At 58.5% G+C, this 17,813-nt stretch carries 10 protein-coding genes; all 10 read left to right on the top strand.

The window, feature by feature from the left end; genetic code table 11:
- Positions 1-358: 358 nt before the first annotated feature.
- The 10 genes from FHX15_RS30510 to FHX15_RS30465 all read left to right on the top strand — a co-directional run bounded on the left by FHX15_RS30510 (position 359) and on the right by FHX15_RS30465 (position 17,705).
- Positions 359-1,417: a dipeptidase gene (locus tag FHX15_RS30510; protein ID WP_184402055.1), complete on the top strand. Its 1,059-nt coding sequence runs from the start codon at positions 359-361 to the stop codon at positions 1,415-1,417.
- A gap of 47 nt (positions 1,418-1,464) precedes the next feature.
- Complete coding sequence (locus FHX15_RS30505; RefSeq protein WP_184402054.1) at positions 1,465-3,102, top strand: ABC transporter substrate-binding protein; 1,638 nt, start codon at positions 1,465-1,467, stop codon at positions 3,100-3,102.
- Between the two features lie 21 nt (positions 3,103-3,123).
- On the top strand, positions 3,124-4,191 hold the full coding sequence (locus FHX15_RS30500; RefSeq protein ID WP_184402053.1) for an ABC transporter permease: 1,068 nt from the start codon (positions 3,124-3,126) through the stop codon (positions 4,189-4,191).
- A complete protein-coding gene (locus tag FHX15_RS30495; protein WP_184402052.1) occupies positions 4,188-5,123 on the top strand; it encodes an ABC transporter permease in 936 nt (311 codons plus the stop codon). Before FHX15_RS30500 ends, FHX15_RS30495 begins: the two co-directional genes overlap by 4 nt.
- The gene (locus FHX15_RS30490) at positions 5,120-5,953 is read left to right on the top strand and encodes an ABC transporter ATP-binding protein (RefSeq protein ID WP_184402051.1); all 834 of its coding nucleotides are present in this window, start codon (positions 5,120-5,122) and stop codon (positions 5,951-5,953) included. The genes FHX15_RS30495 and FHX15_RS30490 overlap by 4 nt, the downstream gene beginning before the upstream one ends.
- Positions 5,950-6,699, top strand: a complete 750-nt coding sequence (locus FHX15_RS30485; protein ID WP_184402050.1) for an ABC transporter ATP-binding protein — start codon at positions 5,950-5,952, stop codon at positions 6,697-6,699. Before FHX15_RS30490 ends, FHX15_RS30485 begins: the two co-directional genes overlap by 4 nt.
- A 161-nt stretch (positions 6,700-6,860) precedes the next feature.
- On the top strand, positions 6,861-7,049 hold the full coding sequence (locus FHX15_RS30480; protein WP_184402049.1) for a hypothetical protein: 189 nt from the start codon (positions 6,861-6,863) through the stop codon (positions 7,047-7,049).
- A 130-nt stretch (positions 7,050-7,179) separates the two neighbouring features.
- Positions 7,180-7,344: a hypothetical protein gene (locus tag FHX15_RS30475; protein ID WP_184402048.1), complete on the top strand. Its 165-nt coding sequence runs from the start codon at positions 7,180-7,182 to the stop codon at positions 7,342-7,344.
- Between the two features lie 436 nt (positions 7,345-7,780).
- A complete protein-coding gene (locus FHX15_RS30470; protein WP_184402047.1) occupies positions 7,781-16,375 on the top strand; it encodes a GH36-type glycosyl hydrolase domain-containing protein in 8,595 nt (2,864 codons plus the stop codon).
- Between the two features lie 100 nt (positions 16,376-16,475).
- Positions 16,476-17,705: an OpgC family protein gene (locus FHX15_RS30465; RefSeq protein ID WP_184402046.1), complete on the top strand. Its 1,230-nt coding sequence runs from the start codon at positions 16,476-16,478 to the stop codon at positions 17,703-17,705.
- The last annotated feature ends 108 nt before the right edge of the window (positions 17,706-17,813 follow it).

The following is a 17,813-nucleotide window of genomic DNA, read 5'->3' as shown; positions in this document are numbered from 1 at the left end:
AGAATTCTCCTGCCATGATTCAAACTCCTGTTATTACCAAAGTGAATCATACGGAGATATTTTAATCAATATGTTGATTGGGTTTCGACCCTAGTCGGGCACACGGATATCGCCGAATAAGTTCCTCCAAAATTTCTTCGTTCATGTCGATATCTTTTGGGGTTCGTGAAAACCATGTTTCGTCGAGGCTAAGTCTCAGATTGCAAACGGAAACGACGTTATTGATGATGGCCCCTTTGCACCGCAAAATTGCAATGCATTCATATTACGCATGGGTGAAAAAAATAGGTGGCGCTTTCTGCCAGCTTTTCTATTGTTGCCGCTTCGATCCGCCCGTTCGGGCAGCGCAGGAAAGCAGATGCAACTCGTATTCGACGGCCACAACGACGTTCTCCTTCGACTCTGGTCCCATGCGAAAGACGGAAATGATCCGGTCGCGGAATTCACTGGTGGTACGACTGCAGGACATATAGACGGCCCGAGGTCAAAGGCCGGCGGACTGGCGGGCGGTCTTTGCGCCATCTACATTCCCTCGGGTGATCTGGTTTTTGCCGATCCTGATACGAATGGCCACTATGCAACACCACTTGCGGCCCCCCTTGATCCACTGCCGTCGCTTGCCATCGCCACCGAGATGGCAGCGATTGCGCTGAGGCTCGACCGTGCCGGCGCCTGGCGTCTCTGCCGCTCGGTGAAGAATATTCGCAAGGCGATGGCGGAAGGTATCTTTGCCGCCGTCATGCACATCGAAGGCTGCGAGGCGATCGGCGCCGATTTGGCGACGCTCGAGGTCTTTTATGCCGCGGGGTTGCGTTCGCTCGGCCCTGTCTGGAGCAGGCACAATATCTTCGGCCATGGCGTGCCTTTTGCCTTCCCGAGTTCGCCGGATACCGCGCCGGGGCTGACGGAAGCCGGCTTCGCGCTAGTGCGCGAGTGCAACCGCCTTGGCATCATGATCGACCTCGCCCATATTACCGAGAAGGGTTTTTGGGATGTGGCGGAGACGAGCGACCAGCCGCTTGTCGCAAGCCATTCCAACGTTCATGCGTTGACACCCGTCGCCCGCAACCTCACTGACAGGCAGCTTGACGCGATCCGTGAGCGCCGCGGCCTCGTCGGTGTAAACTATGCGACGGCGATGCTGCGTCCAGACGGCCGCTCCGATGCCGATACGCCGCTTTCCGACATGATCCGCCATATCGATTACCTCGTAGACCGCGTCGGGATCGATTGCGTGGCGCTCGGTTCGGACTTCGATGGTGCTACCATTCCGGAAGAAATCGGTGATGCCTCTGGCAACCAGAGGCTGATTGCCGCTCTCCGGCAAGCTGGTTATGGTGCGGAGGATTTGTCCAAAATGGCCAGCGAAAACTGGCTTCGCATTCTGGCTTCTGCGTGGAGGGAAGAGGACGCCTGAAGCCAAATAATATTTAGTAATCAATCAAAACAGGGGAACGAACCACGATGATTACCAAACTGAACCGCAGCTTCCGCCTTCTTTCCGCCGGGGCTGCTCTTTCGCTCCTGATGGTAGCAGCGCCAGCTGCCTTCGCAGAGACACCGAAGGACACGCTCGTCGAAGGTTTTGCCATCGACGACATCATATCGATGGATCCGGGCGAGGCTTTTGAGCTTTCGACGGCTGAGGTCACCAGCAACACCTACAGCCTGCTCGTTCGTCTCGACATGAACGACACGTCGAAGATCAAGGGCGACCTCGCCGACAGCTGGACGGTTTCCGACGACGGCCTCACATATACGTTCAAGCTGAAGCCAGGTCTGAAGTTTGCCTCCGGTAACCCGATCACCGCTGAAGACGTCGCCTGGTCATTCGAGCGTGCGGTCAAGCTCGACAAGAGCCCGGCCTTCATTCTCACCCAGTTTGGTCTCACAGGTGGCAACGTCACCGAAAAGGCAAAAGCCGTCGACCCGACCACCTTCACCTTCACCGTCGACAAGCCCTATGCCCCCAGCTTCGTGCTGAACTGCCTGACCGCGACCGTCGCTTCCGTTGTCGACAAGAAGCTGGTCATGGATCATGTGAAGTCCGTCACTGTCGATGCCGACCACAAGTATGACAACGACTTCGGCAATGACTGGCTGAAGACGAATTATGCCGGTTCCGGCGCCTATAAGCTGCGCGAATGGCGCGCCAATGAAGTCGTCGTCATGGAGCGCAACGACAACTACTATGGCGAGAAGGCGAAGCTTAACCGCGTCATCTACCGCTACATGAAGGAAAGCTCGGCCCAGCGCCTGGCGCTCGAAGCAGGCGACATCGATATTGCCCGTAACCTCGAGCCGGGTGACCTCGATGCCGTTTCCAAGAATGCGGATCTGGCGACCACGAATGCGCCGAAGAGCACGGTCTATTACGTCAGCCTCAACAACAAGAACGAGAATCTGAAGAAGCCTGAGGTGCAGGAAGCCTTCAAATATCTCGTCGACTATGATGCGATCGGTTCGACCCTCATCAAGGGTATCGGCGAGATCCATCAGACTTTCCTGCCGACTGGTCAGCTCGGCGCGCTGAACGACAATCCCTATAAACTCGACGTCGCCAAGGCCAAGGAACTGCTCGCCAAGGCCGGCCTGCCGAATGGGTTCTCGGTCACCATGGACGTGCGCAACACGCAGCCGGTCACCGGCATTGCCGAATCGATGCAGCAGACGCTTGCCCAGGCCGGGGTGAAGATGGAGATCATTCCCGGTGACGGCAAGCAGACGCTGACCAAATACCGTGCACGCACGCATGACATGTATATCGGCCAGTGGGGTTCGGACTATTTCGACCCGAACTCCAACGCGGATACCTTCACCTCCAACCCAGATAATTCCGACGCAGGCACGGTGAAGACGCTCGCATGGCGCAATACCTGGGAAGCACCTGAGCTCGATAAGGAAACGAAGGCCGCTCTGCTCGAACGCGACGCTGCCAAGCGCGCCGCCATGTATGAGGATGTCCAGAAGAAGTTTCTGGCCAATAGCCCCTTCGTCATTATCTTCCAGCAGATCGAAGTGGCCGGATATCGCAAGAGCCTCAAGGATTTCAAACTGGGGCCGAGCTTCGATACGAACTATGTGGGCCCGATCTCGAAGTGATGAGCCGGCTAGGCTGATCCAGTGAGTATCGTCGAAACAAGACAGGAAGCGCGGCCCCGCAAAGGCCGTGCACTCTCCTCTGCGAAGGCGGTTGGGCGTTTCCTCTTCGCCGCCGTCACCACTTATCTCGGCCTTCTGGCCGTCACTTTCTTCATCGGCCGTGTCGTGCCGATCGATCCCGTGCTCGCCATCCTCGGCGATCGCGCACCGACCCATGTCGTGGAACGCGTACGCCATGAAATGGGTTTCGACCTGCCGCTCTACGAGCAGTTCTATATCTACCTGAAGGGCATTCTTTCCGGAGATTTCGGCAATTCAGTGCTGACCACCAATCCCGTCATGGTCGATATCCGCCGCGTCTTTCCGGCGACACTGGAACTTGCAACCCTCGGTACGATCATCGGATCGGTCATTGGCGTGCCGCTCGGTGTGCTGGCAGCCGTACGCCGCGGCAGCATCGCCGACCAGATCGTTCGCGTCATCGGTCTCGTCGGCTATTCGGTGCCGATCTTCTGGCTTGCGCTGATCTCGCTCGTCATCTTCTATGCACAGCTGCGTTGGGTGGCTTTCCCCGGCCGCATCGATATCGTCTACGAATACAGCTTCACGCCGGTCACCGGCTTCTATCTCATCGATAGTGCGTGGCAGGGACAGTGGGACGTATTCTACGACGTATTCCGCCATATCATCCTGCCCGCTTCGCTCCTCGGCTATTTTTCGCTTGCCTATATCAGCCGCATGACCCGCAGCTTCATGCTGAACGAGCTGTCGCAGGAATATGTCGTAGCAGCTCGCGCCAAGGGTCTTTCGGAGACGCGAGTGATCTGGGGCCATGCGCTGAGGAACGCAGCAGTCCCGCTGGTGACTGTCATCGCGCTTTCCTATGCCGGCCTACTCGAAGGTTCTGTTCTGACCGAGACGGTCTTCTCCTGGCCCGGTATCGGCTTTTACATCACCAATTCGCTGCAAAGCGCCGATATGAACGCCGTGCTTGGCGGCACGATCGTCATCGGCACGGTCTTTGTCGGCATCAACCTTATTTCCGATCTTCTCTATCGGATACTCGACCCGAGGACGCGCAACCGATGACGGTTCCGACCACGCTTTCTACACCCATGAGTCGCCGTGAGTGGCTGCTGTCCGATCGACCGCAGTCGCGTGCGCAGGCCAGGCTCGGCCGAGCCTATGTCACATGGCGGCAGTTCACAGCCAACCGGCTCGCCGTCGTCGGGCTGCTGGTCATCGTGGCACTGCTGCTGATTGCCGCCTTTGCCAATGTCATCGCTACGCATAATCCCGTTGTCGGCGATCTCAAGAATGCGCGCCTGCTGCCGCCCGGCAGCGCCGGCTATCTGCTCGGCACCGACGATCAGGGCCGCGATATCTTCTCGCGCCTCGTGTACGGATCGCGGCTGACGCTGCTCGTGGTCGTGTTGGTCGCGATCATCTCCGCGCCGATCGGTCTCATCGTCGGCACGGTGTCGGGCTATGCCGGCGGATGGGTGGATGCGACGCTGATGCGCATTACCGACATCTTCCTCGCCTTTCCAAAGCTGGTGCTGGCGCTTGCCTTCGTCGCAGCACTCGGACCCGGGATCCAGAACGCCATCATTGCCATTGCGATCACGTCCTGGCCGCCCTATGCGCGTATCGCCCGCGCTGAGACGCTGACGGTTCGTCGTTCCGACTACATCTCGGCGATCAAGCTGATGGGCGCCTCGCCGCTGCGCATCATCGTGCGCCACATCATGCCGCTTTGTATCTCCTCGCTGATCGTGCGTGTGACCCTCGACATGGCGGGCATCATTCTGACGGCCGCCGGTCTCGGCTTCCTCGGTCTCGGTGCGCAGCCGCCGCTGCCCGAATGGGGCGCGATGATCGCCTCCGGCCGCCGCTTCATTCTCGACCAATGGTGGGTTGCGGCTATGCCCGGCGTTGCCATCCTCATCGTCAGCCTCGGCTTTAACCTGCTTGGGGACGGTTTGCGTGATGCGCTTGATCCGAAGGAGGCCGGTCAATGAGTTCACTTCTGACCGTGAGGAACCTTCGTGTCAGCTATCCGACCCGCACCGGCCTCATCGAGGCCGTGCGCGGCGTTTCCTTCACACTTGGCAAGGAGCGTCTCGGCATCGTCGGCGAATCCGGGTCCGGCAAATCGCAGACCGGCCGCGCCATCATGGGGCTGACGCCGAAACACGGTGTCGTCACCGCGGATACGCTCGATTTCAACGGCATCGATCTCCTGAAGGTCTCGGCTTCGGAACGGCGGAAGCTGCGTGGCAAGCGCATTGCCATGATCCTGCAGGATCCGAAATATTCCCTCGATCCGGTCATGACCATAGGCAGGCAGATCTGTGAAACGCTGCGCACCCATGAGAGGGTCGGCAAAGGCGAGGCGCGTGACCGTGCTCTCTCCATGCTGGAAGCCGTGCAGATTCGTGATCCCAGTCGCGTCTTCGATCTCTACCCACACGAGGTTTCCGGCGGCATGGGCCAGCGCGCGATGATCGCCATGATGCTTATCGCAGGACCTGAACTGCTGATTGCCGACGAACCTACTTCGGCGCTCGACGTCACGGTTCAGCTCGATGTCTTGAGGATCATGGACCGGCTGGTGTCCGAACGCGGCATGGGGCTGATTTTTGTCTCCCACGATTTGAGGCTAGTCTCCTCATTCTGCGACCGTGTCATAGTCATGTATGCCGGACGCATTGTTGAGGAGATCGCAGCATCCGAGCTTCGCAACGCGAAACATCCCTATACGCAAGGCCTGCTCAACTGCATGCCGCAGATCGGCGAATCCAGGCATCCGCTGCCGGTTCTCGACCGCAAGCCGGAGTGGGCCGCATGAGTACGGCGTTGTCGGTTGAACATCTCGGTGTCGTCTACGACCATTTTTACGCGCTGAAGGATATCAGCGTTTCCATTGAAAGCGGCGAATCTTTTGGCCTCGTCGGTGAGTCCGGTTCGGGCAAGTCGACGCTGCTGCGTGCCATTGCCGGGCTTGCACCCGTCAGCGAGGGGACGGTCCGCGTTCATGGCGAGGCTGTGAAAGGTTCGAAGCGCAGCAGGAGCTTTTACCGAAGTGTCCAGATGGTCTTTCAAGACCCCTACGGTTCGCTTCATCCCCGCCAGACCGTCGATCGGCTGCTTCTGGAACCGCTTGCGATCCACGGCATCGGTGACGCCGAAAAGCGCATCGCCCGTGCGCTTGATGAAGTGGGGCTCGGCAATGGCTTCCGCTTCCGCTATCCGCATCAGCTTTCCGGCGGCCAGAGACAGCGTGTGGCGATTGCCCGTGCGCTGATCGTCGAACCGTCGATCCTCTTGCTCGACGAGCCGACATCGGCGCTCGATGCCTCTGTCCAGGCCGAGGTTCTCAACCTTTTGGAACAGATCCGTCGCGATCGGAAATTGACTTTCGTCATGGTCAGCCACGATCTCGGCGTCGTTACCCATATGTGCGGAAGGCTTGCGGTCATGCGCGGCGGGGCTGTCGTTGAACGGCTGACATCGGCTGAGCTTGCAGGCGGCAGCGTGCGCGAAGAGTACACCCGAAATCTGATGATCGCGAGCAAGGGTTTCGTGAAGGCTTGAAATCAATGTTTTCAAGCCCTTGAGAAATTACGTGCGGCGGCGGTGTTAAGGATAATGCTTCCCTAAAACACGACCATTCGACTAGACTATTGACAGCTGCCTTAGTTCTGTCATGATCCCGTTAACGACCGTTAGCTTTCGTGATCGATGGAGGTTGAGGCATGTTCTTTCTCGGTGGGATGACCATGGGTTACCTCGATCCTCCTGTGAAGGCCGAGCGGAGTGAAACCACTTCTGCAAAAATACCGGCTGAAAAGGATCGCCGGTTGCTCGAGACATTCCCAAACAACCCCCAGAACGAAAGCGTCGTGGAGCGCTCGTGGATCTGGGCATGGCGTACGCTCTGCTGAGCGAAAGCTTGGTTGGATTTTCTTTTCCGTCTGCTCTGGACGGAAATTTATCTCTACCTACCTTATAGAGAATATAAGAATATAAATGCGGCCTGGTAGAGCGGCCGCAACAAACAGACGGAGGCGACACATGGCAAATTTGGGTATTTCGCATACTCATGTGCACCAGTACGGATCCGTACCGGCCAAGAAGCCGGTCACCACGCGGCACAAAATTCAGACCGCAATCCATGCAACGTTTTTTACGGCGGCTTTCCTTTTCGTCGTCGCAATGGTCTTCGGCGTCGTCGGCTGATGCAGCGCGGCCAGGCGCCTACCTGATGGCGTTCACCTGACCGATCATTTCCTTATATGAAACGATTGAGGTGCAGCGGCATTCTCCAGACGCTTTGGTGTCAGATTTGGAGAATGATCGTGAGAAGCGCCTCCTGAGGCTGTCGGGCATCGCGGCCATCGTTCCTCTTTACTTGTTCCACGCAATTTAGTTCGTCCCGAAATGTGGGCTTGGGCGTTGATGATGCCGTCCACGCGTATTTCATGCTGCCGGGAACCAAGTGTCACGACTTGAATTATCGCAAGCCTGTTCAACTTTCCCGAATGGCTGCGCAGGCAAGGCGTCAGGCATCCGTGACTATTGCAAGTCACTGCGTGAATAGGTTGGTTCCTTGCAGCAATGCTCGGGTCGCTCGTCTATCTTGCTCTGCCGTGTCTTCAACGAGGGCGGTCCGCTCATGCGAGAGGCATCACAAGCAGTGCAGAACGCGCGCCCATATTCAACAACGTCGCCTGGATCCGGAGCCGGACCTACGTCCATTACCGATCCGTCTCCTACACCGCCGCGCGAGCCTGAGAAGAGGCAGATCGACCGCGACGATCCGATCCGCTCGACCTACCTGTCCAATGAGGATATCAGGACCATCGGGGAAAGCGTAGCCTGTCATGCGATGAGCGCGTTGCCAGGCTTCGCGCCGTTTGATTTTTTTGCGCGGCATAGGGAGAACGAGAAGGAAATCCTTCGCGTCTACCGCGCGACCGTTACCGACGCCGAGGCCGGGGGGACGATCACGCCGGCCGCCGAGTGGCTGCTCGACAATCACTACATCGTCGAAGAGGCTATTCAGGAAGTCCGCCGCGACCTCCCGCGCCGCTTCTATCGCGAATTGCCTTCGATCGATATCGGCGATGCCGAGGTTCCGCGCGCGCTCATGCTCGCCTGGCTCTATGTCGCCCATACTCACAGCACCGTCTCGCAGGAAAGCCTGACGGCGCTCATCGATGGCTTTCAGCAGCATGAGACGCTGAGAATCGGCGAGCTCTGGGCGCTGCCGTCTCTGGTGCGGTACGTGCTGGTCGAGAACGTTCGCCGCATTTCAAGCCGCGTCGAGCGCAGCCGCCGCATGCGCCGCCGAGCCAATGAGGCTGCCGATGAATTGATCCGTTTGGCCGATACCGCAAAGGCTGCCACTTATCTGAAGACGCTGGAGGAGCTCGCCGCCGACAACACTTTTGCGATGCAGTTCCTCTACCGCATGCGCGACGGCTCGCAGGTTTCAAGCCTTGCTATTTCGTGGTTGGACCAACGGCTGGAGCGGCTTGGGCGCGACAGTGAGGAAGCGGCGATGGCAGAGCGCAGCCGCCTCTCCGCCCGCAATGTCACAATGGGCAACATCGTCCGGAGCCTACGCGAGATCAATGATGCAGAGTGGTCGGTCTGGGTCGAACACGTCAGCCATGTCGACAGGTTGCTTTGGAATCAGTCCGACTATGGCGATCTCGATTCTGGTTCGCGCAACAGCTATCGCAAGCAGATCGAAAAGCTCGCCAGGCGTTCGCCGCTGAGCGAGGTGCAAATCGCCCAGCTGGCTGTCGACATGGTGGCAGAGGCCAGGCATTCGGACGAGACGCAGCCGCACGAGCCTAATATCGGCGGTCTCATTACGGGCGTCCAACGGCCGAAACTCGAAGCGCGTGCCAACTATCGTCCAACGCTGGAGCAGCACATCATTCGCGTCATACGCAAGCTTAATTGGCTGGCGATCGCCGTTCCGGTCGTGCTTATGACGATCATCGCTATGGTGATCGTTGGCGGGTTCCTGGCCAATGCCGGCATGAACCCGATCGAAATCGCACTGCTGCTCATCCTATTCTCGCTACCGGCATCGGAAGGTGCGAGCGGCCTCTTCAATACCGTACTTTCATTTTTTGTCACGCCGGCGCGTCTCGTCGGCTATGAGTTCAAGCGAGGTATCCCAGAGGATGCGCGCACGGTCGTCGTCGTGCCTTGTCTAATTTCCAACCGCGACAGCGTCGACGAGATGGTGCGTAATCTCGAGGTCCATTATCTCGCCAATCCGCGGGGTGAAATCTATTTTGCACTGCTCAGCGACTGGCCGGACAGCGATGTGGAGGAAAGCTCCTCTGATCTGGAAGTGCTGGAATATGCACGTCGTGAGATTGCCAATCTCTCAGCTCGTTATGCTTATGACGGCAAGACCCGCTTTTACCTCCTGCATCGCCGCCGCCTCTACAATCCGTCCGAGGGCGTCTGGATGGGCTGGGAGCGCAAGCGCGGCAAATTGCACGAACTGAACCTGCTGCTGCGCGGCGATCGCGATACGACCTACATGCCAGGCGCCAATACCGTGCCCGTCGATATCAAATATGTCATGACGCTCGACGCCGATACCCGGCTGATGCGCGATATCGTCACCAAGCTCGTCGGCAAGCTCCATCACCCAATCAATCGCCCGGTTATTAACTCGGAAAGCGGGCGAGTCGAAAGCGGTTACGGCATTCTGCAGCCGCGCGTTACGCCGTCGCTGACGACGGGCAAGGATGCATCGGTTTTCCAGCGCGTCTTTTCAATCAACCGTGGTCTCGATCCGTATGTCTTTACGGTTTCTGATGTCTATCAGGATCTCGCCGGCGAGGGCACGTTCACCGGCAAGGGCCTCTATCATGTCGATGCTTTCGAGGCTTCGGTGAAAGGCTGTATTGCGGAGAATTCGGTACTCAGCCACGACCTTCTCGAAGGTTCGATGGCGCATTGCGCGCTCGTCACCGATCTCGAACTCATCGAGGACTTTCCGGTGCGCTACGAGGTCGAAACGTCGCGGCAACATCGCTGGGCTCGCGGCGACTGGCAGCTCATGCCCTACATGCTTGATCCGAAACACGGCGTCACCGAGCTTGGCCGCTGGAAGATGTTCGACAATCTGCGCCGATCTTTGACGCCGATCGCCTGGTTCTTCGCTTCCGTATTCGGCTGGTATCTGATGGAGCCGTTTGGTGCGTTGATCTGGCAGATCCTGCTGATCTTCTGCCTGTTTGTGGCGCCCATCCTGTCGCTCATCCGTGGCATCGTTCCGCGGAGTCGCGATATCGTCGTCGGCGCTCATCTCCATACTGTGTGGTTGGACGTTGCGGCTGCCAGTGCCCAGGTGGTGCTGCGCATCATCTTCATTGCCGATACTGCTTACATGATGGCGGATGCGATCGGCCGTTCGCTGTACCGTCTGTTCGTCAGCCGCAGGCTGCTCTTGCAGTGGCGCACCGCTGCCAGCGTCGGCGCCGACAAGCAGGGTACGATCCTTTGCTATTATCGGGCGATGTGGCATGCGCCGGTTCTGGCGATCCTCTCTGTTACCTTTGCTGCACTGTCAGACGGTGGCGCGTTTCAGGTTGGCATTCCTTTCGCGCTGTTATGGATCTGTTCCCCGGCCGTCGCCTGGTATGTGAGCCAGTCGGCAGAGACGGAAGACCGGCTCGACGTGCCGGAAGCCGTCTCCAGCGAGCTTCGCAAGATCGCGCGCCGCACCTGGCGCTATTTCGAGACCTTTACGACGGCGGAGCAGAACTATCTGCCGCCCGACAACGTGCAGGAGACGCCTCACGTCGTTGTGGCGACGCGCACCTCGCCCACAAATATCGGCGTTTATCTCTTGTCCGTCATCTCCGGCCGGCAGTTTGGCTGGTTCTCCTTCGAGGAGACGATCGAACGACTGGAACAGACGATCGCAACGGTCGATCGCATGGAGAAATTCCGTGGCCACCTCTTCAACTGGTATCACACAGACACGTTGCAGACGCTTGGGCCTCGCTACGTCTCGGCCGTCGACAGCGGCAATCTTGCCGGCCACCTGATTGTCATTTCCTCAGCCTGCCGCGACTGGGCAGAGGCACCTTCGGCACATGTTCAGGGCAATCTGGACGGCGTCGGTGATACGGCCGGTATCCTGGGCGAAGTGCTGGTTGATCTTCCCGATGACCGCAAGACCGTGCGTCCGCTGCGCCGCCGCTTGGAAGAACGCATTGCCGGTTTCCAGAACGCCCTTGTCGCGGTCAAGCGGGAGCACGAATTCGCCTCGATCCGCGTCATCAATCTCGCGGTTCTGGCGCGCGATATCCAGAAGCTTGCCAGCAATCTGCATCATGAGGTGAAATCGAAGCAGACGGAGGAAATCACGTTCTGGACCGCTTCGCTCGTCAAGGTCTGCGAGGCGCATATCTCGGACAGCACTTTCGACCTGTCGAATATCGATGCGCTGCGCCCGCGCCTGATCGCGCTTCGCGACAAGGCGCGCGATCTCGCCTTTTCGATGGATTTCGGCTTCCTGTTCCGTCCGGAACGTCGTTTGCTGTCGATCGGCTACCGTGTGGAGAGCGGCGGGCTCGATGCTGCCTGCTATGACCTTTTGGCTTCAGAATGCCGTCTCAGCTCGCTTTTCGGAATAGCCAAGGGCGATCTGCCGACGGAGCATTGGTACAAGCTTGGCCGTCAGGTCGTGCCGGTCGGCTCGCGTGGCGCGCTGGTCTCCTGGTCCGGCTCGATGTTCGAATATCTGATGCCGCCGCTCGTCATGCGGGAGCGTGGCGGAGGCATCCTGAACCAAGCCAACAACCTCATTATCGTAGAGCAGATGAACTATGGCCGCAAACTCGGCACGCCCTGGGGCATCTCGGAAGCGGCCTTCAACGCCCGCGACCATAATCTCAACTATCAATACGCGAATTTCGGTGTTCCGACGCTCGGCCTAAAGCGCGGCCTTGGCCACAATGCCGTCATTGCACCCTATGCTTCGTTGCTTGCCAGCCAGTATTATCCGGAGGCGTCGCTCGACAACCTGCAGAGGCTTCGCAAGTTCGGCGCTCTCGGCAAGTTCGGCTTTCACGATGCAGTCGACTTCACGCCGACACGCGTACCTGAAGGCAAGACGTGTGCAGTTGTCTACAATTACTATGCCCACCACCACGGCATGTCGATTGCAGCTGTCGCAAATGTTGCCCTCAACGGCCATCTGCGCGAGCTCTTTCATTCCGACCCGGTCATCGAAGCGGCCGAATTGCTGCTGCAGGAAAAAGCGCCGCGCGACATTCCGATCATGCGTGGCAAAGATGAATCCCATGCGCCTGCCAGCATCCACGACGATCTGATGCGGCCCGTTATACGCAAGATCACCGATCCGGCGTCGCACGACCGCACGCTCATTTTCCTGTCGAACGGCCATTATTCCCTCATGCTGACGGCGACAGGTGCAGGTTATGCCCGCTGGAACGGCCTTTGCGTTTCCCGCTGGAAACCGGATCCGACCGAAGATCGCTGGGGTAACTTCATCTTCCTGCGCGACACAGTAACCAATGAATGGTGGTCGGCGACATCGGAGCCAAAGAGCGTCGAGGGAGAAACCGTCAGGGTGGAATTCGCTGATGAGAAGGCCATCTTCAGCAAGGCGCTTGGCGAGTTCACGAGCGAGGTGGAATGCATCGTCGCCACCGAACATGATGCGGAAGCCCGCCGTCTGACGCTTTTCAATCGGGGCTCGGAAGACCGTTTCATCGAAGTGACGTCCTACCTCGAACCGGTCATGACATTCGACGATACGGACAGTGCGCATCCTGCCTTTGCGCGTATGTTCGTCAAGACCGAGATCGACAAGCGTGGTCACGTCATCCATGCCGAGCGCAACAAGCGCGATCCGAACGAAGCGAACATGAGTATTGCACATCTCATCGTCGACAATGCCGGCGATGTGCGCCCAACGGAATTCGAAACCGATCGGCGCAGGTTCCTCGGTCGTGGCCGCAGCCTTGCAAATGCTGCCGCCTTCGATCCGGGTGCGACGCTTTCAGGCACCGATGGCTTCACTCTGGATCCGGTTCTGTCGCTTCGCCGGACCGTTCGCGTCCCGGCAGCAAAGAGGATCAGCGTTATTTTTTGGACGATCGCAGCGCCGAGCCGTGCAGAAGTGGACAGGGCCGTCGATCGATATCGCCATCCGGACGCCTTCAATCACGAACTCATCGAGGCCTGGACGCGTACACAGGTACAGATGCGCCATGTCGGCGTCAGCTCGCAGCAGGCGGCCGCCTTTCAGCATCTTGGGCGTCATCTCGTCTATCCGGACATGAAGTTTCGTGGCGACTATGCCGTTGTCCGGACCGGACTGCAGTCGCAGTCGGCGCTCTGGCCGCTGGCGATCTCGGGTGATTTCCCGATCTTCACACTGCGCATCGATGAAGACATGGATCTCGAAATCGCCCGGGAAGCGCTGCTTGCTCAGGAATATTTGCGTTCACGGGGCGTGTCCGCCGATCTCGTTATCATGAACGAGCGCGTTTCGTCCTATGCGCAGGACATGCAGCATGCGCTGGATGCCATGTGCGAAAACGTGCGCCGCATGGGGCAAGCCGGCGGCTTACGTCAGCATATCTTCGCAGTCCGCAAGGATTTGATGGAAGAGACTACCTATCGGGCATTGATCGCAGCTTCCCGCGTGACGCTGCATGCCAGGAACGGCAGGATTATAGACCAGATCAATCGCGCCGTTTCATTCCTTTCCATCGGCAAGGACGGTCCGGAGGATATAGAAAGGGCCGAGCGCGCCGCGATGCCAGCAAAACGCATGGCACCCCTGCCGACACCCGCGCTCAAGACTGTTGCTATAGAGGAAGAGGGCGACCTCGACTTCTGGAATGGTATCGGTGGATTCGCCCGCGATGGGCGGGAATATGTCGTACGCCTGCCGGGCGGGGAGGCGACACCGCAGCCGTGGATCAACGTGATCTCCAACGACCGGTTCGGTTTTCATGTATCGGCGGAGGGCGCCGGTTTCACCTGGAGCGTCAATTCGCGTGATTATCAGCTTACCTCCTGGTCGAACGATGCGGTTAGCAACCGATCTGGGGAGGCCTTCTATATAGTCGATCTTGAGAGTGGTGCGGTTTTGACGCCGTTTGCAGCGTTGTCTCGCCGTAACGATCTTCGCTTTGAAGCGCGACACGGCCTCGGCTATTCCATCTTTTCCAGCACACAGCATGAGATCGCGCTGGAAGTGACCCAGACGGTCCATCGCCACAAGCCGGTGAAGCTGCAGCGTCTGCATCTGCGCAATACAAGTTCGGCAGCGCGCAGGCTTCGGCTCTATGGTTATGTCGAATGGATCCTTGGAAACAATCCGCAGAAAACTGCATCGTTTATTTTGTCGAAGTACGACGAGAAAACCGGCGCGCTCTTTGCGACGAACCCTTACGGTATCGATTATTCGGGCCGCACCGCATTCTTCGCCGCAAGCGAGACCGCTTCGAGTTTCTCGGCAAGTCGCCGCGAATTCATCGGCAAGACCGGGTCTATCCAGATGCCGCTCGCGGTGAGGTCGGCATCAGCGCTCTCGGGTTCGACAGAACTCGATGGCGATCCTGCGGCAATCCTCACCATCGATATCGAACTTGGAGTGAACGAGGCGCGCGACGTCATTTTCTTCCTCGGCGACGCGCCAACAGAAGAGGAGGCGCGCGCTGCGCTGGCTGATGTTCGCGACGGCTCGTTCCATGACGCTATGCAGGCGAACCGCGCCTTCTGGCGGGATTTCACCGGCAAGCTGCAGATATCGACGCCGGATCAGGGCATGAATAATCTCGTCAATACCTGGCTGCCCTATCAGAGCCTTGGCTGCCGCATCATGGCCCGCTCTGCGTTCTATCAGGCGAGCGGCGCCTTTGGTTTCCGTGATCAGCTGCAGGACACACTCGCCTTCGTGCTGCAGGAGCCTGCGCTTGCGCGGCGCCAGATCATCAATGCCGCCTCGCGCCAGTTCCGCGAGGGAGATGTGCAACACTGGTGGCTGCCGGGAACGGGTGCAGGCGTGCGCACTATGATTTCCGACGATGTAGTCTGGCTCGCCTACGCGATCGATCATTACTGCAGCGTCAGCGGCGACACAGGCGTGCTCGACGAGGAACTGCCCTTCCTTGAAGGCCCCGAACTGCTGGAAGGGCAGCACGAGTCCTTTTACACGCCGGAGATTTCCGAAGATACCGCCAGCGTCTACGAGCATGCGGCCCTGGCGCTCGATCTTGCCGTCGCTCGCAAGGGCACGAATGGCCTCCCGCTTTTCCTCGGCGGCGACTGGAACGACGGGATGAACCGTGTCGGCATCAACGGCAAGGGCACGAGCATCTGGCTCGGCTGGTTCCTTGCCGGCACATTGCGTTCTTTCATCCCCTATGCGGAAGAGCGAGGCGACAGGGGCCGCGCCGAACGCTGGAAGGTCCATCTCATCGAACTCAAGAAGGCGCTGGAAAGCGCTGCCTGGGATGGCGGACATTATCGTCGCGGCACATTCGACGACGATACGCCGCTCGGCTCGCAGGAAAACCTGGAATGCCAGATCGATTCGATCGCGCAGTCCTGGAGCGTGCTCTCGGGCGAGGGCGATCCGGAACGGGCCGCCAAGGCAATGGACGCGGTACTCGCTCGATTGGTGGATGAGGATGCGCGAATCATTCGCCTCTTCGCACCGCCTTTCGCGAAGTCTCCAAAGGATCCGGGTTATATCAAGGCCTACCCGCCCGGCGTTCGCGAGAATGGCGGCCAATACACACATGCCGCGGCTTGGGTGGTCATGGCCCTAGCGGAGATGAAACGGGGCGACGATGCGTTGCGCTGCTTCCAGATGCTCAATCCGATCACCCATTCGCTTGATAAGGCAGCAGCCGAAAAATATCGCGTCGAACCCTATGTCGTGGCAGCAGATATCTACGGGTGCGAGCCTTATATCGGGCGCGGCGGCTGGACCTGGTACACGGGCTCTGCCGGCTGGCTCTATCGTGCGGCGGTCGAAGGCATTCTCGGTATCCGGCTGAAGGGTGGAAAACTTTTTGTTGATCCGTCGTTGCCTTCCAATTGGGACGGGTTTGCGGCAGAGATCGAGCAGGCCGGGAGCAAATACCGCATTTCGGTCTCAAAAGCGTCCAACGCTCAAGGCTACACTCTGTCCATCAACGGCAGCGAAGTCGCCGATCCAAAAGAGGGGTATCCGGTCGGATAACAGCGTTCTCCACGCTGAATTTCCGACGATTCGCGCGGCCAGAAGGGGAACCCTTTTGGCTGGCGTAGCGTTTGCGAAATCGGATAACAGGAGAGACAGGATGGCAAGCTTGCCGGCCAAGGCCATTGGAGCACAAGGACGCTCCATCTCAGTGGCGGCGCCAAAACGCGATACGAGGCTTGATGTATTGCGTGGGCTCGCACTCATCACAATCTTCATCAATCATGTTCCAGGGCAGATTTTCGAATATATTACCACGAAGAATTTCGGTTTTTCCGACGCCGCTGAAGCCTTCGTGCTGATTTCAGGCATTGCAGTCGGTCTCGCATACGGCTCGCGCTTCCAGCCCGGCAGACGGCTGCAAGTGACGATCAAGGCAGCAAAGCGTGCCTTCGCGCTTTATCTGGCCCATATGATCACCACCTTCGTAACGCTTGCGCTCTTCATCTGCGGCGCCTGGCTGTTCCACCGGCCGGGCCTGTTGGTCGAGATCAATATCCTGGCGGTGCTAATGAACCTGAAGGAGGGCATTCCGGCGCTGCTGCTACTCGGCCATCAGATCGGTTATAATAATATCCTGCCGATGTATGGTGCGCTGATGCTGATGGTGCCGCTGATCCTGCTTTTGAATGAGAAGGGTCCGCTGCTGGCTCTAGCTGTTTCCGGTACCCTCTGGCTGCTTGCCGGCATCTATCAGATTGCGCCGCAGAACATGCTGTTTAAGGGCGACTGGTTCCTCAATCCATTCTCCTGGCAGTTCCTGTTCACGATCGGCATCGTCTCGATGATCCATGTTAGGCGCGGCGGCAGGCTTCCACATCATCCGGTGCTCTTCGCTCTGGCACTGGCCTATGTCATCCTCTCTTTCGTCTGGGTTACTGCACGGCTCTGGGATATCGGAAACTATCTTGCGGCATTCAGCCTGCCCGCTGTGCTGACCGGTTTCGACAAGACCTTCCTGTCGCTGCCGCGCCTTCTGCATGTGCTGGCCCTCGCCTATCTGGTGATCAATATTCCGGCGATATCGCAGGCTTTCCGCCGCCCGGCCGATCATCCGCTGACAATCCTCGGGCGGCACTCGCTCAATATCTTCGTTGCCGGCACCATCCTTGCGATGGTGGGGCAGGTGCTGCTCTACGTCACCAATCGAGACCAGATCATCGGGCCGATCTTCGTACTCACCGGTATCGCCGCCCAGTTCGCCTATGCGTATCATCTCGAATACAGGCGCGAACAGGAAAGGGGGCAGCCTCTTGGCTCGGGCATCATCCCGGTGCCGGTCAGGGCCAGCCACGCGAGAGACTCCTACAGTTCGAGCAGACGCAAATAGTTGGGACCCCCCCCTAGGGTCGAAACCCAATCAACATATTGATTAAAATATCTCCGTATGATTCACTTTGGTAATAACAGGAGTTTGAATCATGGCAGGAGAATTCTG

The organism is Rhizobium sp. BK650, from assembly GCF_014195325.1.
In the GTDB taxonomy this organism is placed as follows: domain Bacteria; phylum Pseudomonadota; class Alphaproteobacteria; order Rhizobiales; family Rhizobiaceae; genus Rhizobium.
This window is presented reverse-complemented; position numbering and strand designations above follow the sequence as displayed.

Excerpts from the sequence above, each read along its gene's own strand:
- FHX15_RS30480 (WP_184402049.1), top strand. The coding sequence starts at position 6,861 with ATGTTCTTTCTCGGTGGGATGACCATGGGTTACCTCGATCCTCCTGTG.
- FHX15_RS30470 (WP_184402047.1), top strand. The coding sequence starts at position 7,781 with ATGCGAGAGGCATCACAAGCAGTGCAGAACGCGCGCCCATATTCAACA.
- FHX15_RS30505 (WP_184402054.1), top strand. The coding sequence starts at position 1,465 with ATGATTACCAAACTGAACCGCAGCTTCCGCCTTCTTTCCGCCGGGGCT.
- FHX15_RS30465 (WP_184402046.1), top strand. The coding sequence starts at position 16,476 with ATGGCAAGCTTGCCGGCCAAGGCCATTGGAGCACAAGGACGCTCCATC.
- FHX15_RS30490 (WP_184402051.1), top strand. The coding sequence starts at position 5,120 with ATGAGTTCACTTCTGACCGTGAGGAACCTTCGTGTCAGCTATCCGACC.
- FHX15_RS30475 (WP_184402048.1), top strand. The coding sequence starts at position 7,180 with ATGGCAAATTTGGGTATTTCGCATACTCATGTGCACCAGTACGGATCC.
- FHX15_RS30510 (WP_184402055.1), top strand. The coding sequence starts at position 359 with ATGCAACTCGTATTCGACGGCCACAACGACGTTCTCCTTCGACTCTGG.
- FHX15_RS30485 (WP_184402050.1), top strand. The coding sequence starts at position 5,950 with ATGAGTACGGCGTTGTCGGTTGAACATCTCGGTGTCGTCTACGACCAT.
- FHX15_RS30495 (WP_184402052.1), top strand. The coding sequence starts at position 4,188 with ATGACGGTTCCGACCACGCTTTCTACACCCATGAGTCGCCGTGAGTGG.